A 17,062-nucleotide genomic window follows, 5' to 3' on the forward strand; every position below is an offset into this window, starting at 1 on the left:
TGTATCCTATGTTATGCTATACGACACTTAATGCTTAAGGCTTAACGCTATTTTCATCCCGGGGGCATCAGGCGTTCCGCGTTCAGCTTTTAGGCTATTAACTAAATGAATGTTCATTTATATGAATAACATTAAACCTCCTTCTTATTCCAGACAAAACATACAGGTGCTGGTTTTTAAAACCAACCTGTTGTCTGCAAAGGACATCTGGCATATTTCACCCATTATGGGCGAAACACCCGGCATTCTCAGGTGGAATGTCGACGAGCACGATATAGACAATGTGCTGCGGATCGAAACCGCCTGGCTATTGCCTGAAGATATCATCCGCCTGGTTACCGGCGCCGGATATATCTGTGAAGAACTGCCCGACTAATAAAATTTAAAACCAGAGGAAACGTCATTCCGATTGTACCGGGGATGGGGGAAACCACCTGTTCTACGACATGGGCGGCATCTGTCCAATCAAATAAACACATCAAATGAACCAAACCAATTTAACCAAACCCGCGAAACCTTCCTTTTCGGGCTATGAGGTTTTTGTGATAGCCATCTTAGCCTTTTTGCAGTTCACCGTTATTCTCGACTTTATGGTGATGTCGCCGCTGGGCGCCATTATCCGCCCGCAATTGAAGATTACCCCGGCCCAGTTCGGGATTGCGGTATCGGCCTATGCCATCAGCGCGGGTGTTTCGGGGTTGCTGGCTGCAGGTTTTGCCGACAGGTTCGACCGTAAGAAACTGCTCATCTTCTTTTATACCGGCTTTTTAATTGGTACCGCATTATGCGCTATGGCGCCAAACTATTACTTTTTACTGGGCGCCCGCATCGTGACCGGTCTTTTCGGTGGCGTTATAGGCTCGGTAAGTATGGCCATTGTAACCGATCTGTTCCGCATGGAAGTGCGGGGCCGGGTAATGGGGTTTATTCAAATGGCCTTTGCCGCCAGCCAGGTGCTGGGACTGCCCATTGGGCTCTACCTCGCCAATAAGTTCGCCTGGCACGCGCCATTCTGGATGATCGTTATCGCGGGCATTATTCCGGGGATCATTATTGCGCTGAAAATGAAGCCGGTGAACGCCCATCTGGCGTTGCAGAACAATCATAATGCCTTTGTGCATATGCGGAAAACCGTTTCGAACCCCAATTACCTGCTGGCCTTTCTGACTACCACCCTGCTGGCAACCGGCGGTTTTATGCTGATGCCATTTGGCAGTGATTTCAGTATCAGGAACCTCGGCATCAGGCAGGAAGACCTGCCGGTTTTATACGGAGTTTCAGGGGTATTTTCCTTTGTGTTTGGTCCGCTCACCGGTTACCTCGGCGATAAACTGGGCAAATACAGTGTTTTTGCAGGCGGCAGCATTTTGACAATGATCATGGTGGCCATTTATACCAACCTCGGCGTTACGCCGCTGGCGGTTGTCATTTCCATCAATGTGCTCATGTTTGCAGGGGTTTTGGCAAGAATGGCCACCTCAACGGCCTTGGTGAGCGCCATTCCGCAGCCGCAGGACAGGGGAGCGTTCATGAGCATCAACTCATCGGTTCAGCAGTTTGCGGGTGGTTTGGCGGCTTTTGTGGCCGGACAGGTGATAACCGAAGGGCCCGATCAAAAATTGCAGCATTACAGCACGCTGGGTATCATTGTTATAGCTTCAATGCTGGTGGTGATGGTTATGTTGTACTTCGTAAACAAACAGGTGGCCGGGAAGATGGCGGGCGTGGGTGCGCATAAAGAAACTTCGAAGGAGCCTGTGGAAGCGTTTGTAATTGAATAGTTACGGGTTACCCGATCGCCTGTTGTTGGGAGAACCCGCCATTTTTGGCATCCTGAATTGGTACAGCGCCACCCGGAACCCGTTAAAAGGCAGACTGGTGACGGTTTACCTGTTACCTGAAACGGTTCACTATATTCGGCGGATACATGTTGAAACTAAAATATTGTTATGTGACAAGCCTTTTGTAAATTGGAAATCAACAAAAAATGCTGTCATATGATCAAATTTTCAGAGCTTAAATTCGGAGATATTGTTCTGGCTGAATACGAAGGCCAACGGCGTGAAGGAATGGTAAAGGAGCTGAACCGGGAAGATAAGGAAGTGTGTGTTGAAAGCGGTGAGCAGGAATTCTGGTATACCCCCGACCAGTTGTACCCGATTGCCTTGAATGACGAGCAAATGGGCAGGCTTGGTTTTACAAAAGCCGAGGACGGGAATGGGTCGGTGAAGTACATGCGCGACTCTTTCAGGGTTTTATTGCCCCAAAAAGGCGATTTTTCGAACATGGAGATCTGGTGGCGGGAAGATCACCGGTTTTTGAACCAGCCCATCAATGTACATGAGCTGCAAAACCATTACTACCAGATGACCAAGGTGGAGCTGATACCGGCAAATGTGCATTAATGTATTAATTTTCAAATTTTTATAAACTGGCAAGGAGTGTTGGGCCCGGGCGATGGATGAAGCTTCGGCGGGCAGCATTCCTTGTTTTTTTTTGTATATTTGCGAAGGATTATAGGGAATTATTTTTTCATTTTTCCTCGTTATTTATAATTCTTTCTTATTTTTTTCCTTTTTTATTTCAATAATCATATCTTTGCGCTCCTTAAAATTATATGGGTAAACAACCGCTGATTAAACAGGATGGAGTTATTATAGAAGCTTTATCGAACGCCATGTTTAGGGTAAAACTTGAGAACGGGCATGAAATACTGGCTACGATCTCGGGCAAAATGCGGATGAATTACATCAGGATTTTACCCGGTGATAAAGTGGGGGTAGAGATGAGCCCTTATGATTTGACGAGAGGAAGGATAATCTTCCGGTATAAATAAGTAAAGCACTGTAAATAAATAAATGTTATGAAAGTTCGTGCATCTATTAAAAAGCGTAGCGCAGATTGTAAAATTGTGCGTAGAAAAGGCCGGTTATACGTTATAAACAAAAAGAACCCCCGCTTCAAGCAGAGGCAAGGGTAATCAATTGGCTATAGACAACTGGCAAGATGCAATAAATGCTGTTGCAGTTTGTTTGGCCGATCGATTGAATGAACAACAAACTACAAACAACAAACAATAAACAAGAACTATGGCTCGTATTGCCGGTGTAGACTTACCCAAGAATAAAAGAGGCGAAATTGGTCTTACCTATATTTTTGGGATCGGCCGTTCAACTGCCCAGTACATCCTTGAAAAAGCAGGTATTGCGCTGGACAAGAAAGTTCATCAGTGGAATGATGATGAACTGAACGCAATCCGTAACATTATTACCAACGAATTTAAGGTAGAAGGTCAGTTACGTTCAGAAGTGCAAATGAGTATCAAGCGCCTGCTCGATATCGCTTGCTACCGTGGGTTACGTCATCGTAAAGGATTACCTGTTCGTGGACAACGTACACGTACCAACAGCCGTACCCGTAAAGGAAAACGGAAAACTGTTGCCGGTAAAAAGAAAGCACCTAAGAAATAATATTAGCTGTAAGCTGCGAGCTGCAGGCTTCAGGCAAAATACAAAATGTATTTGTATTGCTTGCAGCCTGAAGCTTGTGGCTTGAGGCTTTTTTATATGCACCAATATAACAGGTCAGCTACGGATACCCGGTGCAGGTGGAGTGTTGATCTGGTTTCCATGCAAATGGGATTATTTTAAAACAAGATTACCTGTAAACAATTATGGCAAAAGCACAACAACCCAGCGCAAAAGCCGCTGCGAAGAAAAGGATTGTGAAGGTGGACACCTACGGTGATGTTCACATTTCAGCAAGCTTCAACAACATCATCATCAGCATTACCAACAAGAATGGCCAGGTTATTTCCTGGAGCAGTGCCGGTAAAATGGGTTTCAAAGGTTCTAAAAAGAACACCCCATACGCCGCTCAGATGGCTGCAGCCGATGCTGCCAAAACAGCCTTCGATGCAGGTGTGAAGAAAGTTGACGTATATGTAAAGGGTCCCGGCGCTGGTCGTGAAAGCTCGATCCGTGGTCTGTCTCAGAACGGAATTGAAATAGCTATGATCAAGGACGTAACTCCGCTGCCTCACAATGGCTGCCGTCCTCCCAAAAAGAGAAGAGTATAATGAAATTGCTGATTTCTGATTTGTTGATTTTTAGATGTAAAATCCCGAAATCGCCAAATCAGAAATCTCTAAATATTAAAAGGGTACACGATTGATTTTTAAGATTTTTAGGATCGTGTACCGTCACCAAAAAATCTATTTAATAACAACATGGCACGTTACACTGGTCCAAAAACAAGAATCTGCCGTATTTTCGGCGAGCCTATCTTAGGCAATGGTAAATATCTTTCAAAGAACAGCAACCCTCCCGGTCAGCATGGTCCTTCAAAAAGACGTAAAGCGCCCGGTGAGTATGCATTGCAGTTAAAAGAAAAGCAAAAAGCTAAATATACTTACGGCGTTCTGGAAAAACAATTCCGCAAAACATTTGAAGAGGCTGCCCGTATCAAAGGTGTTACCGGTGAAAACCTGATCAAATTGCTGGAAGCCCGTTTGGATAATGCAGTTTACCGCCTGGGTCTTTCTCCTTCACGTCCCGGCGCCCGTCAGCTGGTTTCTCACAAACACGTTACTGTTAACGGTTTTGTAGTGAACATTCCTTCTTACCAGTTGAAACCAGGTGATATCATCAGCATCAAGGAAAAGGATAAAGGAAATACAGCTATTACCAGCGTATTCCGCGGTAAGAACCAAAAGTTCAGCTGGCTCGATTGGAACGAAACTGAAATGACAGGTACTTTCGTAGCTTATCCAGAGCGTGAAAGCGTTCCAGAGAACATTAAGGAGCAGTTGATTGTTGAGTTGTATAGTAAATAATCGGGAAGCGTGAAACGTGAAACGGCAAACGTGAAAGGATTTCCGGAATGTCCGGTTCGCGACTGATACGCACAACTCAAAGTCACAGCTACCTTTTTATAAAGAAGTAAAAAATCGAAATTTTAAAATATGGCCATTTTAAATTTCCAGAAACCTGACAAAATAGTTTTACAAAAAGCAACGGAATTCGAAGCTCAGTTTGAGTTTCGCCCGTTAGAGCCTGGTTACGGTGTAACCATCGGTAATGCTTTGCGCAGGGTATTGTTGAGTTCATTGGAAGGGTTTGCAATCGTAGGTATTCGCATTGAAGGCGTAGACCACGAGTTTGCCACCATCAAAGGAATCACCGAAGATGTGCTGGAGATCATTCTGAACCTGAAACAGGTTCGGTTCAAAAAGAAAGTAGATCATGAAGTGAGCCAGGAAAAAGTGACGTTGAGCATTAAAAATAAATCAGAGTTCACAGCCGGTATGATCGGAGAAGCTACTCAAAACTTCGAGATCATGAACCCGGATCTGCTGATCTGTATTCTGGATTCATCTGCAAAGCTCGACATCGAGCTGACCATTTCAAAAGGTCGCGGTTATGTTCCTGCTGAAGATAACAAAGTGAAAGATGCACCATTCGGCTACATCCCCACTGACGCTATCTTCACGCCGATCAAAAACGTAAAGTACGCTATTGAAAACACCCGTGTTGAACAGCGCACTGACTACGAAAAACTGATCATGGACGTATCTACCGATGGCACCATTCATCCTGAAGAAGCGGTGAAACAGGCCAGCCGCATCCTGATCCAGCACCTGATGATCATCACCGACGAAAACATCACTTTCGATAACAAGGAAGACAAGAAAGAAGATGTGGTTGATGAGCAAATGCTGCAACTGCGCAAGATCCTGAAAACTCCGCTCGAAGATCTCGATCTGTCTGTGCGCGCTTTCAACTGTTTGAAAGCTGCCAAGATCAACAGCTTAAGCGAGTTGGTTCAATACGAGCAGGAAGACCTGATGAAGTTCAGGAACTTCGGACAAAAATCACTTGCTGAAATTGAGCAGGTGCTTGCTGAAAGAGGTTTGCACTTCGGAATGGACCTTAGCAAACTCGGATTGGATAAGGAAGAACTTTAGTTAATTAGCTAATGTGATAATGGAATACTGGCTTAGTGAATGCTTACGCATGAGCTTCGATTTTATAGGAGCTGCCGGGCCTCAAAGCATTATCAAATTATCGAATTATCACATTATCACATTTATAAATTGTAGACTGTAATTCCTGACACGGTACAGTCGGTAAAACAAACATCGTCATGCGTCACGGAGACAAAATCAACAATCTCGGCAGAACGGCTTCTCACCGGAAGGCGTTACTGAAGAACCTGGCTTCTGAGTTGATCAGACACAAGCGTATCAACACCACTTTAGCTAAAGCAAAAGCGCTGCGCAAGTTCATTGAGCCGCTGATCACTAAAGCTAAGGATAACACCACTCACCAACGCCGCGTAGTATTCAGCTACCTGCAAAACAAGGAAGCGGTTACCGAACTGTTCGGACCCATCGCTGAGAAAATAGGTGGTCGTCCTGGTGGTTATACCCGCATCATTAAGCTGGGTATCCGCGTAGGTGATAACGCTGAAACTGCAATGATCGAACTGGTTGACTATAACGAGATCTACGGTAAAGGAAAAGGCGAAGTTAAAGAAGCTGCGAAAAGAACACGTCGTGGTGGAAGCCGTAAAAAAGCTGAAGATACTGCCGCCGCTCCTGCAGAAGAAAAAGCAGCAGAAGAAAAGCCAGCTAAAAAAGCAGCAAAGTAAAAATGATCGAACTGTTTTATAAAGGAGCAAGACTTTTAACAGTCTTGCTTTTTTTTTGAAATTAAATTGATGTTCAGGATGCAACCCTGAGGTAATGGAGTATGCATTTTGGGATTTCTGATTTCGGGATTTTGAGATGGTGAGATTGGTTCTATGTCTTAAATAATTATAAATCCCCAGAATCTCTAAATCTTAAAATCAGAAATAATTAATTATTGTGTTATTTTTGCAAAATTTTTTTTTAGACAATGTCGAACACGCTTCAAAAACCCGCTGTATTACTATTGGCAGATGGTACCGTACATTACGGAAAAGCCTTTGGCAAAATAGGCACTACAGCCGGTGAAATTTGTTTTAATACCGGGATGACCGGTTACCAGGAAGTTTTTACCGATCCCAGCTACTATGGCCAGGTCGTCATCATGAACAACGTGCACGTAGGTAACTATGGCACCAAAGACACTGATGTTGAATCTGACGGTGTTAAGATCAGAGGTATGATCGGTCGTAACCTGGAAGAACAATACAGCCGTAAACAGGCTACTGAATCGCTCGATCAGTATCTGATCAAAAATAATATCGTGTGTATAGAAGGTGTTGATACCCGCGCGCTGGTAACGCATGTTCGTGAAAAGGGCGCTATGAACTGTATCATCTCTTCTGAAATACTCGACATCGACCAGTTGAAGAAAGAACTGGCGAAAGAGCCCAACATGGACGGTCTGGAGCTGGCCAGCAAAGTGAGCACGGCCGAGCCTTACACCCTGGGCGATCCCAGTTCAGCGGTGAAGATCGCGGTGCTTGATTTCGGTACCAAACAGCACATTCTGCAATGTATGGTTGAACGCGGCGCCTATGTAAAAGTATTCCCCGCCAAAACACCGATCAGCGAACTGAAGAAATTCGCGCCCAATGGTTACTTTATCTCCAACGGTCCCGGCGACCCGGCAGCAATGGACTATGCCATCATTACCGTGAAGGACGTACTAAAAGAGAAAAAGCCAACCTTCGGCATTTGCCTCGGCCACCAGTTGATTGCCCTGGCAAACGATATCTCAACCTATAAAATGCACCACGGCCACCGCGGACTGAACCACCCGGTGAAGAACCTGGTCACCGGCAAATGTGAGGTAACCACGCAGAACCATGGCTTTGGTGTTGACCCCGAGAGCGTGAAAAAGGCAAAGAATGTAGAGATCACCCACGTGAACCTGAACGATAATTCAATTGAAGGTATCAAGCTGAAAGATCAGCCGGCTTTTTCGGTGCAATACCACCCCGAAAGCACGCCCGGCCCGCACGACAGCCGCTACCTGTTCGATGATTTTATCAACCTGATCAAAGAACACATGAACTAAACTGAATGTGTGCCACACTTATGTTCCCATCGCCAGGGAAAGTGTGGCACACCTTATACTCAATATGAAAATAGCCATCATCAATGGTCCAAACCTGAATCTGCTGGGCAAACGCGAACCCGGTATTTACGGCAGCATGTCATTCGACGATTACCTGGTGACGTTGAAAGAGAAATATCCGCAGGTTGATATTCATTATTTTCAGAGCAATGTAGAAGGCGAGCTCATCAATGAATTGCAACGGACAGGATTCGATTATGATGGCATTATTATGAACCCCGGTGGTTATACCCACACTTCAGTAGCCATTGGCGATGCCATCGCCGGCATAAAGACCCCGGTGGTTGAAGTACATATCTCCAATGTACATGCACGGGAAGAGTTTCGCAAGTTAAGCCACGTATCGGGCAAATCGGCCGGCAGCATTATTGGGCTGGGACTGAAGGGCTACGAGCTGGCAATGCAGTACCTAATCGGCCTTAAAGGATAGGAAGACGTAATTTCTGATTTTGAGATGTATATTGGTTTGAGCTCTATAACAACTCCCAAAATCCCGAAATCCAAAATTCCCCAATCCCACGATCCCCCAATCCCTCAATCTCCAAATTCCTACATCCGCAGGATAATGGTTAATTTTAACAAAGAGCCTATTCCAGACTGGCAATGAAATAATTAGGATTGGCGTTATTATTGTGAAGATCAAGTTGTTTATTACCATTACAAACCTGTTAAAGATGCGATCGATATTATTAGTGTTCCTGCTGGTGTTTTCCCTGAGCAGTTTTGCCCAATGGAAAAGTTATAAACTGACTTCATCGGGCGATACCCTTAACCGGGTGGATAAAATAAACCGTAAATGGGGGCCGTGGAAACTGCATTACGACCAGGTACGCGGCGAGCCCGGGTATGAGGAAGAAGGCTGGTTCGAAAAGGACCGCAAGGAAGGTGAGTGGCGGTTGTTTACCCTTATGGGCGACCTCGTAGGCATTGAATACTATAAATGGGGTTTAAAGGACAGTATTTGCCGTTATTTTACAAAGGATGGAGCACTCAGGCTCGAGCAAAGCTGGCGCGCATTGAACCCTGACAAGGAATATGATACCCTCGAGATCGAGGACCCCGACAAATTCAATACCTACCGCACGGTGGTCGTCAAAAACGAGGGCGCGGCCATTAAACACGGCATCTGGAAGTACTATGATCCTCAAACGGGCCGGGTAATTCGTTCAGAGTTATATACATTGGGAAAACTCGAAGAAGAAGCAAAAGCGCCCGTAACAACTGAAAAAAAACCGGTAGCCAAACCCAAAGAAGTGATAGAGTTTGAAAAGAAGAATTCGGGTAAGAAAAGGGTACGGTATAAGGATGGAAGCACCGGAGGTTAATTAGCAAATGTGATAATTAGCAAATGTGCAAATGAAATACAATTATAGCAAAAGGCCCGCGACGTAGTCGCGGGCCTTTTGCATTTGCACATTTTCCAATTTGCTAATTAGCTAATTAGTTCTTCGTGAATCTGCTGATCGCGGTAGTATTACCTGCCGAAGCTTTTATGATATAAATACCTTTTACAAGCGTGCTTACATCCATGGTAGTGTTCAGGGCACTGCCATCGCCGGCTATGTTGTTCCTTCTTATAATACGGCCGTTCATATCGATGATCTGGATACCGATATTTCCTTTCATACCATCGGGTAACTGTACCTGCAAAATGTCTCTCACTATGCTGGGGTATACCTTCATGTCGGTGCTCAGCTGTCCATCGAATTTAATGTTAAGCGTTTTGCTGTATTTGAAGCTGCCATCGGCATCCTGCATCAACAGGCGGTAATAGTTGGTGGCAGAGATGAATGGCGAATTATCGGCAAAATTATATTTGCGGGTAGTGGTGCTGTTGCCTGTTGCGGCAACTGTTCCAATAGCTTTAAACGTTTTGCCGTCATTGCTGCGCTCGATAACGAATTGTTTTACGCCTTCTTCACTGGCCGTTTGCCATTGCAATACCACTTTGCTGGTTTGTTTTTGTCCATAGAATTGTGACAACACCAGTGGAAGCGCCCCGCCCACAGTGTTCTGGAATGCGGCTATCGCCAGGTCTTTGGGTTGACCGCTGCTACCAGACAGGTAAATACGGTTAGCACTCAGGACAAGTGCCATACCGAAATCATTATCTGTGTATGCTATATTGGCTGCTGTTTTTCCATCTCCATCGAATGAGGGATCGAGTACACCGTTATTTGTAAAACGCATCAACATCAGGCCTATTGGTTTTAAACCTGTTGTGTTGGGGAAAGCGTCAACGTTGCCGCCAATTACGATCTTGCCATCGCTTTGCAGGGCTACGCTCCGGCAATCGTCATCAGAATTGACACCATCATAGTTTTCGATTACTACGCCACCCGTGCCAAAGCTTGCATCCAGCGCGCCGGCGGTCGTTAACCGTAATACAACCACATCTTTATTATTTACTGTTCTTACCGTTGTGCCGGCCACTATCAGTTTACCATCGGGTTGAACCGCCAGGCCATGTGCCGCATCGGCTGAACCGGAGCTGATATCGAAGGTTGCTATACCACCAGTGCCAAATGAGGCGTCGAGCGCACCGGTAGATGTATATCGTACCACGGTGAAATCTCCATTACCGGTATGATGGGTTCCTAATAGGGAATAGTCTGAATTGCTGGTGCCGGCTATTGTTATGGCGCCGGTGGCATTATTGATCGCAATTCCTTCCGGAATATCGTAAGCATTGATATCTGTAGTTACAATACCATTGGTGCCAAATGTGCTATCTACCACGCCGGTAGATGTATATCGAATAACTACATAATCGGTATTGCCTGAGGCATTGAAGCTGGAGCCTGTTACCACTATTTTGCCATCGCTTTGCAGGGCCACATTGGTTCCTTCATCGTTGCCGGCGCCTATTGGCGTAGTTACTTTTCCGCCTGTTCCGAAGGTATTGTCAAAGCTGCCATCGGCGTTGAAACGCATTACGCAAAAATCAATAGTAGAAGGCCAGTTCCAGCCTGCCATTACTATTTTGCCATCGGGTTGAAGCACCATGCCATAACCGCGAGCGGAGTTATTTACTTCCGAGCGTACTTTCACCACGCCCCCGGTGCCAAATGTGGCATCAATTTCACCGGCCATTGTATACCGGGTTATAAGGAAATAATTGTCGTTCTCAGCACGTCCGCCAACTAATAATTTGCCATCCGATGTAATTGCCATCGCTGTTGCAAATTCATATCCGTCTGGTGTGCCGGATGCATTATCGATCCTGAATCCTGGTGTTCCCGACGCGTTGAATGTAGGGTCCAGGCTGCCAACCTGTGCGTTTACGTACAGGCAAAGGAAAGCCATTGTAATGGTTGAGGTAAACTTCTTCATAAATTTATAATTGTGACTTTTAGAATGTACAAAAGCACATAGAAATTGGAAAACAGTTTTTTCAGAGGATTATGAAGTAAGCAAAACCTGGCTTATAGCCTATTGTTTTGTAAAGCGGCTGGTTACCGAAACATTACCGGCTGTTGCCTTAATGATATAAACACCTTTTATCAGCGTGCTTACATCCATGGTAGTGTTCAGGGCATGGCCATCGCCGGCTATGTTGTTCTTTCTTATAACACGGCCGTTCATATCGATGATCCGGATACCGATATTCCCGTTCATGCCATCGGGCAGCTGTACCTGCAAAATATCTTTTACCATGCTGGGATAAACCTTCATGTCGGTGCTCAGCTGTCCGTCGAATTTAATGATGAGCATTTTGCTGTATTTGAAGTTCCCGTCGGCATCCTGCATCAGCAGGCGATAGTAGTTGCTGGCAGAAATAAATGGCGAATTGTCGGCAAAAGAATATTTGCGGGTGATGGTGCTGTTGCCTGTTGCAGCAACTGTACCAATGGCTTTAAACGATTTGCCATCATTGCTGCGCTCGATAACGAATTGTTTTACGCCTTCTTCGCTGCTGGTTTGCCATTGCAACACCACTTTGCTGGATTGTTTTTGCGCATAGAACTGTGATAATACCAGCGGAAGCGGGGCGCCGTCGTTCTGGATGGCAATGAGGGCGAGGTCTTTTGAACCGTTTTCTCCCGTTGAACCGGTAAAATAGATGCGGTTACCGAATAATGCTATATCATAGCCATAATCGCGGTTGCCTGAAATGTCGTAAAAAATTACCCCATTACTATTACTACTGCCATCAAAAGTATCATCGAGGGTGCCATCTGAATTGTAACGTAAAAGTAAAAACGCAAAAGTAGAGCTGCCGCCTTGTGAATCTCCGCCTACCAGGATATCGCCATTGCTTTGGAGGGCCAGGGTGCGGGAGCCTTCGTCGGTGTTTGATGGGCCATAGTTGAAAAGTGCAATGCCGGCTGCTGTAAAACCTCCCGCACGGTTGACAATAGCGCCGGTTGCATTAAATGCAGGATCAAGCGCGCCGGTTGTGGTTAAACGAATGGTTGCAAAATCATAGTTTGAGAAAGAAACGCCTTTGCTCATTCCGGCCATCACTATTTTGCCATCGGCCTGCAGAGCGATCTTGTACACCTCGTCGGTTGACCCTGCGCCGTTATTACCTAAATCGAGGTCAACGATACCGCCGGTGCCAAAGTTACCGGGGGCTGCATCCAACGTTCCATCTGTATTATAACGTACTACACCAATGTTTGAGTTGGTGGCGCTGGCATTGGTTATACCGCCAACAACTATTTTTTGATCGGCTGATTGTATCGCCACGCTATAAGCTTCATCATCACCATTGATATGGGTAGTTACTTTGCCGGTGCCGCCGCCAAATGCGCCAACGCCGGTTTCAAGAATGCCATTGGATGTATAGCGTACTACCGCATAGTCATTGTCTGTTCCATTATTGATATATCCTGCGAGTACAATTTTACCATCGCTTTGAACGGCTATGCTACGGGCTTCGTCTCTGGCAGTACCAACGGGTGTAAGGATCCAGCCGTTTCCCTGGGGGCCAAAGGTGGTGATGGGGGCGCCATTTTCATCCAGCTTCACCAATGCCATATCAAAAGTTGAGTTGGTGGGGTTCCAGGCATAACCGGCTGCAAGCAGCGAGTTATCGCTTAATACCGTAATAGCATAGGCAATTGCGTCGTCGTTTGAATTTCTAACTTTAACAAGGCCACCGGTACCGAAATTGGGATCCAGGGTGCCATCGGGCATATACCGTAAGAATGTAAACCACTTGTCAGTATTATAGGCAGCGACAACAACACGGCCGTCGCTGTAGGTAGCTACTGCCTGGCCATAATCATCCGCGGCGTTCAACGGGTTTATGACGGTGCCGGTGGTATTAAAACCGCCATCCGGCACGCCAACCTGGGCGCTGACGTACAGGCATATGAGTAAAGTAGTGAGAGTAGAGGTAACCTTCTTCATAAATATATGTGTCTTTAGAGTTTTGCAAGAATCCCGTGCATAGAAATTGGAGGTATTGTTTCAAAGGAATATGGGAGGTACATAATAAAGAAAGGAAGGAACAATCAGAACCTGCCTAGCGTCAACACGTAACCAAGGATCTATTATTAATAGTGCAATGAAAATATCTACGTGGAGATTGGAGCCTTAAAAGATGGGGCATTCAAAGGAATGGTGGCGCTATATTAGAAAGAAAAGTCCAGATTGAAAAGTGTTGTCTGAACTTTAATTTCATGTGTCGCAAAAATAATGTATTAAAGTTGAGGTAAGCTGATTCATGCTTATAATATTTATAATTAATGATAACGTTACCGGGTTATCATCGAAAATGGTAGCCGGTAAATTCAACACAAAGCCGCACAATGGATCACATTGCGGAATGAAATGGATAATTCAAATGTTTGGAAAATTGGAGGTAACCAGCCGGGGATTTCAATGGGATACAGTAAAGGATCTTTCTTTTCGGCCATAAATGTAAATATTATATGTTCAAATTACAATAGTAAATTTCCTTCGTATATATATAATGTTATTTCATGTGTTGTTTGCTGACGGGCAAAAAAAATCGTTCCGGTTGCAGCCGGAACGATTGAGTATCAGTTAGAATTATATTAGAATCCTTTTTTCTTCTCCTGTGCTTTCTGCATTGGAGTAATACCGGTTGACTGGCCGCGCGGTTGTTGTTTTTGTTTGAACACGGCAAACTTTGAAGGCTGCGGCATAGTGCCCCAGGTGTTGTTGCTTTCGTTGATATCGGCTGTTTCACGAAGCGGATCGAGCTTCACGGAAGCTACTTCCTTATCTTTCATGAACACTTTCGATACGCTCTTTTCATTGTAGCGCCAGATCTGTACAGGAATACGGTCTACCTGTTTGCTGCCATCTGTAAACGTCCATTCAACGATGATGGGCATTACCAGTCCGCCCTTGTTGCTGAAAGTTACTTCATAGAAATATTTGCTTTCTACTTTTTCTTTGGTGCTTTCATCTACCTTTTCGGTAGTAACAGGCACCGGAACGCTATAGGTTGTTGTATCTACAGGTTCAAGGCCGCGGGCATATCTGTAGTAAAAATCATGCAGGGCGGTATCCTGTTCTACAAGGAATTTAATTTTCTCTTCGCGGTTACGTTGTTTGCTGATATCGTCGAATGCGGTGAGCATTGGTTTATCCACTTTTCTGTAAACGACGGTATCGGTGGGCTGGGCGAGGGGAGTGCTGGCATCGGGGCGGAAGTATTTCACGCTGTCGATGGCGATGTCGCAGGGGTCAGTTCCAAAGAACCAGCCGCGCCAGAACCAGTCGAGGTCTTCACCTGATGCATCTTCCATCGTACGGAAGAAATCGGCAGGCTCAGGATGTTTGAAGGCCCAGCGGCGAGCATATTCTTTGAAAGCATAATCGAACAGCTCGCGGCCCATGATGGTCTCACGCAATATATTCAAGCCGGTTGCCGGTTTTGTATAGGCGTTGGGACCGAAACCGATGATGTTCTCCGAATTCGACATGATAGGTTCCAGCTGATCTTTGGGCAGTTTCATATAATCGACGATGGCCCAGGCTGGTCCTTTTCCGCGAATAGGAAATTTATTATCGTACAGTTCTTCTGTGAGGTATTCTACAAATGAGTTCAGGCCTTCATCCATCCAGCTCCACTGGCGTTCATCGCTGTTGATGATCATGGGGAAGAAGTTATGGCCCACCTCGTGAATGATAACTCCCAGCATACCATACTTGGTGGCTTCGCTGTAGGTGCCATCTTTATCGGTACGGCCGTAATTGAAGCAGATCATCGGATATTCCATCCCATTCGCGGCTTCTACGCTTTGCGCTACCGGGTAAGGGTAGGGGATGGTGAATTTTGAATAGCTTTTAATGGTATGCGCTACCGCCTTTGTGGAGAATTTGCTGTACAGGCCGTATGCTTCCTTTCCGTAAAAGCTCATACACATTACCTTTTTGCTTTCTACATACGCCGGCATGGCGTCCCATACGAATTTGCGTGAAGCCGTCCATGCAAAGTCACGTACGTTATCGGCTTTGAAGATCCAGGTCTTTTTTGTTTTGCTTTTGGAGCCTTCCGCTTTTTTGGCTTCTTCCAGCGTTACGATCTGAACAGGTTCTTTGGCGGTTTGCGCTTTTGTCCAGCGCGATAGCTGGGTAGGCGTCAATACCTGTGCATAGTTCTGGCATTCGCCGGTGCTGCCAACCATATGATCGGCGGGCAGGGTCATTTGTACTTTGAAGTTGCCGAAGGTAAGCGCGAATTCACCGCGGCCGGTGAACTGGTGGTTCTGCCAGCCCTGGAAATCGCTGTATACGCAAAGGCGGGGATACCACTGTGCCATGGTGAACAGGTAGTTGCCATCTTCGGGAAAATATTCATAACCGCCGCGGCCGCCATATTTAAAACGATCGGCGATCTTGTAGTTCCAGCTGATGTTGAACGCGAACTTTTGTCCGGGTTTCAGCTCAGTGGGCAGTTCAACCCGCATCATGGTCTTATTCACGGTGTACTTAAGCTTTTTGCCAAGCGCATCGGATATTTTCACGATGTTGAAACCGTAGCCATTGTCGGTATCGCCTTCTTCCAGCCTTTCTACAATGGCGGCATTCAGCTGTTTGGGCATTGTGCTGCCGCTTTGGTAATTGGCATTTTTAGTAGTGCTGTGCTGGTTTTCGTCGAGCTGCAGCCACAAATACGTAAGCGTATTGGGTGAATTGTTGAAATAAGTGATGGTTTCGCTGCCGGTTAATTTCTGGTTGGCCTCGTCGAGCTCGCATTTGATATCATAATCGCAACGCTGCTGCCAGTACTTTGGACCGGGTGCACCGCTGGCGGTGCGATATTCGTTGGGGGTTGGTAGTATGGTACCCAACTGTTCGAATTTATTTCCGTGATTGGATCCGGGATTGTTCTGTATGTTCTGCGCTTGCGCACCATTATACAGAGCGGCTACAGCCATCACCAGAAACAAGAACTGTTTTTTCTGATTCATCATCGTAGTTTTTATATGGGAATCTTTGATATGCCCAAAAGATTGAAATGACCAAAATTAAGGCAGAAGCGCCCCGCAACCATACCGTTCGTGATAATTTTAATTGCTGAACTGCCAAATAAGAGATTAGCAATACGATCAGCACGATAAGCAGTTGCGCTACTTCAATACCAAGGTTAAAGGCCAGCAGGTGCCCTATCAATCCTTCCTTCCCTTCGAGGCTCAGGAACTGGCCGGCGAAGGCCATACCGTGTATGAGGCCGAAGAAAAGGGCAAAGATATAGATGAGCGGTACCGTTTTTTTAGGTTCGGTATGCTGTTGAAAAATATTGTTTATACAGGTGGCGGCAATGGTAAGCGGAATCAGGAATTCGATCCAGGATGAATCAACCTGGATATACCCCAGTGCGCTTAAAGCCAGTGTTAACGAGTGCCCAAGGGTAAAAGCGGTCACCAGCACCACTACTTTTTTCCAGTCCTTCCACAGGTACCGCAGGCACAAAGCGGTAACGAACAGGATGTGATCGAGTGCATCCGGTGTAAGAATGTGTTCGGTTCCAAGTTGAAAATAAATTGTGAAATCCTGCATATTGCCGT

The 17,062-nt window shown here is 45.7% G+C and carries 17 protein-coding genes; 13 read left to right on the plus strand and 4 right to left on the minus strand.

Annotated elements, in window-relative coordinates; genetic code table 11:
* Window positions 1-121 precede the first annotated feature (121 nt).
* From A4R26_RS10830 to A4R26_RS10900, 13 genes are all read left to right on the plus strand, one after another.
* Window positions 122-376, plus strand: coding sequence for a hypothetical protein (locus A4R26_RS10830; RefSeq protein WP_133054630.1), 255 nt, complete (start codon window positions 122-124; stop codon window positions 374-376).
* 106 nt (window positions 377-482) lie between these two features.
* Window positions 483-1,781: an MFS transporter gene (locus tag A4R26_RS10835; RefSeq protein ID WP_081163799.1), complete on the plus strand. Its 1,299-nt coding sequence runs from the start codon at window positions 483-485 to the stop codon at window positions 1,779-1,781.
* 216 nt (window positions 1,782-1,997) lie between these two features.
* A complete protein-coding gene (locus A4R26_RS10845; RefSeq protein WP_081163801.1) occupies window positions 1,998-2,405 on the plus strand; it encodes a hypothetical protein in 408 nt (135 codons plus the stop codon).
* Between the two features lie 212 nt (window positions 2,406-2,617).
* Window positions 2,618-2,836, plus strand: coding sequence for a translation initiation factor IF-1 (gene infA / locus A4R26_RS10850; RefSeq protein ID WP_081163802.1), 219 nt, complete (start codon window positions 2,618-2,620; stop codon window positions 2,834-2,836).
* Between the two features lie 27 nt (window positions 2,837-2,863).
* On the plus strand, window positions 2,864-2,980 hold the full coding sequence (gene ykgO, locus A4R26_RS10855; protein ID WP_010519235.1) for a type B 50S ribosomal protein L36: 117 nt from the start codon (window positions 2,864-2,866) through the stop codon (window positions 2,978-2,980).
* Between the two features lie 109 nt (window positions 2,981-3,089).
* Window positions 3,090-3,470, plus strand: coding sequence for a 30S ribosomal protein S13 (gene rpsM, locus A4R26_RS10860; RefSeq protein ID WP_081163803.1), 381 nt, complete (start codon window positions 3,090-3,092; stop codon window positions 3,468-3,470).
* 203 nt (window positions 3,471-3,673) lie between these two features.
* Window positions 3,674-4,078: a 30S ribosomal protein S11 gene (gene rpsK, locus A4R26_RS10865; protein ID WP_081163804.1), complete on the plus strand. Its 405-nt coding sequence runs from the start codon at window positions 3,674-3,676 to the stop codon at window positions 4,076-4,078.
* A gap of 150 nt (window positions 4,079-4,228) precedes the next feature.
* Window positions 4,229-4,834 (plus strand): 30S ribosomal protein S4, encoded by a 606-nt coding sequence (gene rpsD, locus A4R26_RS10870; RefSeq protein WP_081163805.1) that lies wholly within the window; start codon window positions 4,229-4,231, stop codon window positions 4,832-4,834.
* Between the two features lie 129 nt (window positions 4,835-4,963).
* Window positions 4,964-5,965, plus strand: coding sequence for a DNA-directed RNA polymerase subunit alpha (locus A4R26_RS10875; protein ID WP_081163806.1), 1,002 nt, complete (start codon window positions 4,964-4,966; stop codon window positions 5,963-5,965).
* 179 nt (window positions 5,966-6,144) lie between these two features.
* Window positions 6,145-6,651, plus strand: coding sequence for a 50S ribosomal protein L17 (rplQ, locus tag A4R26_RS10880; protein WP_081163807.1), 507 nt, complete (start codon window positions 6,145-6,147; stop codon window positions 6,649-6,651).
* 248 nt (window positions 6,652-6,899) lie between these two features.
* On the plus strand, window positions 6,900-8,009 hold the full coding sequence (gene carA / locus A4R26_RS10885) for a glutamine-hydrolyzing carbamoyl-phosphate synthase small subunit (RefSeq protein WP_081163808.1): 1,110 nt from the start codon (window positions 6,900-6,902) through the stop codon (window positions 8,007-8,009).
* Window positions 8,010-8,073: 64 nt separating this feature from the next.
* A complete protein-coding gene (gene aroQ, locus A4R26_RS10890; RefSeq protein WP_081163809.1) occupies window positions 8,074-8,499 on the plus strand; it encodes a type II 3-dehydroquinate dehydratase in 426 nt (141 codons plus the stop codon).
* A gap of 244 nt (window positions 8,500-8,743) precedes the next feature.
* Complete coding sequence (locus A4R26_RS10900; protein ID WP_133054631.1) at window positions 8,744-9,394, plus strand: toxin-antitoxin system YwqK family antitoxin; 651 nt, start codon at window positions 8,744-8,746, stop codon at window positions 9,392-9,394.
* 115 nt (window positions 9,395-9,509) lie between these two features.
* Here the strand turns inward: A4R26_RS10900 and A4R26_RS10905 are convergent, their stop codons facing one another.
* From A4R26_RS10905 to A4R26_RS10925, 4 genes are all read right to left on the minus strand, one after another.
* The gene (locus tag A4R26_RS10905) at window positions 9,510-11,402 is read right to left on the minus strand and encodes a T9SS type A sorting domain-containing protein (protein ID WP_081163812.1); all 1,893 of its coding nucleotides are present in this window, start codon (window positions 11,400-11,402) and stop codon (window positions 9,510-9,512) included.
* A 99-nt stretch (window positions 11,403-11,501) separates the two neighbouring features.
* Window positions 11,502-13,427, minus strand: coding sequence for a T9SS type A sorting domain-containing protein (locus A4R26_RS10910; protein WP_081163813.1), 1,926 nt, complete (start codon window positions 13,425-13,427; stop codon window positions 11,502-11,504).
* A gap of 650 nt (window positions 13,428-14,077) precedes the next feature.
* Window positions 14,078-16,468 (minus strand): M1 family metallopeptidase, encoded by a 2,391-nt coding sequence (locus A4R26_RS10920; protein ID WP_081163815.1) that lies wholly within the window; start codon window positions 16,466-16,468, stop codon window positions 14,078-14,080.
* Window positions 16,410-17,054, minus strand: a complete 645-nt coding sequence (locus tag A4R26_RS10925) for a HupE/UreJ family protein (RefSeq protein WP_081163816.1) — start codon at window positions 17,052-17,054, stop codon at window positions 16,410-16,412. Before A4R26_RS10925 ends, A4R26_RS10920 begins: the two co-directional genes overlap by 59 nt.
* Window positions 17,055-17,062: the final 8 nt, after the last annotated feature.

The organism is Niastella populi (assembly GCF_002078015.1).
GTDB classification, from domain to species: Bacteria; Bacteroidota; Bacteroidia; order Chitinophagales; family Chitinophagaceae; genus Niastella; species Niastella populi.

Excerpts from the sequence above, each read along its gene's own strand:
- A4R26_RS10830 (WP_133054630.1), top strand. The coding sequence starts at position 122 with ATGAATAACATTAAACCTCCTTCTTATTCCAGACAAAACATACAGGTG.
- A4R26_RS10845 (WP_081163801.1), top strand. The coding sequence starts at position 1,998 with ATGATCAAATTTTCAGAGCTTAAATTCGGAGATATTGTTCTGGCTGAA.
- A4R26_RS10910 (WP_081163813.1), bottom strand. The coding sequence starts at position 13,427 with ATGAAGAAGGTTACCTCTACTCTCACTACTTTACTCATATGCCTGTAC.
- A4R26_RS10905 (WP_081163812.1), bottom strand. The coding sequence starts at position 11,402 with ATGAAGAAGTTTACCTCAACCATTACAATGGCTTTCCTTTGCCTGTAC.
- A4R26_RS10900 (WP_133054631.1), top strand. The coding sequence starts at position 8,744 with ATGCGATCGATATTATTAGTGTTCCTGCTGGTGTTTTCCCTGAGCAGT.
- A4R26_RS10920 (WP_081163815.1), bottom strand. The coding sequence starts at position 16,468 with ATGATGAATCAGAAAAAACAGTTCTTGTTTCTGGTGATGGCTGTAGCC.
- infA (WP_081163802.1), top strand. The coding sequence starts at position 2,618 with ATGGGTAAACAACCGCTGATTAAACAGGATGGAGTTATTATAGAAGCT.
- A4R26_RS10925 (WP_081163816.1), bottom strand. The coding sequence starts at position 17,054 with ATGCAGGATTTCACAATTTATTTTCAACTTGGAACCGAACACATTCTT.
- rpsM (WP_081163803.1), top strand. The coding sequence starts at position 3,090 with ATGGCTCGTATTGCCGGTGTAGACTTACCCAAGAATAAAAGAGGCGAA.
- carA (WP_081163808.1), top strand. The coding sequence starts at position 6,900 with ATGTCGAACACGCTTCAAAAACCCGCTGTATTACTATTGGCAGATGGT.
- ykgO (WP_010519235.1), top strand. The coding sequence starts at position 2,864 with ATGAAAGTTCGTGCATCTATTAAAAAGCGTAGCGCAGATTGTAAAATT.
- A4R26_RS10875 (WP_081163806.1), top strand. The coding sequence starts at position 4,964 with ATGGCCATTTTAAATTTCCAGAAACCTGACAAAATAGTTTTACAAAAA.
- rplQ (WP_081163807.1), top strand. The coding sequence starts at position 6,145 with ATGCGTCACGGAGACAAAATCAACAATCTCGGCAGAACGGCTTCTCAC.
- aroQ (WP_081163809.1), top strand. The coding sequence starts at position 8,074 with ATGAAAATAGCCATCATCAATGGTCCAAACCTGAATCTGCTGGGCAAA.
- rpsD (WP_081163805.1), top strand. The coding sequence starts at position 4,229 with ATGGCACGTTACACTGGTCCAAAAACAAGAATCTGCCGTATTTTCGGC.
- rpsK (WP_081163804.1), top strand. The coding sequence starts at position 3,674 with ATGGCAAAAGCACAACAACCCAGCGCAAAAGCCGCTGCGAAGAAAAGG.
- A4R26_RS10835 (WP_081163799.1), top strand. The coding sequence starts at position 483 with ATGAACCAAACCAATTTAACCAAACCCGCGAAACCTTCCTTTTCGGGC.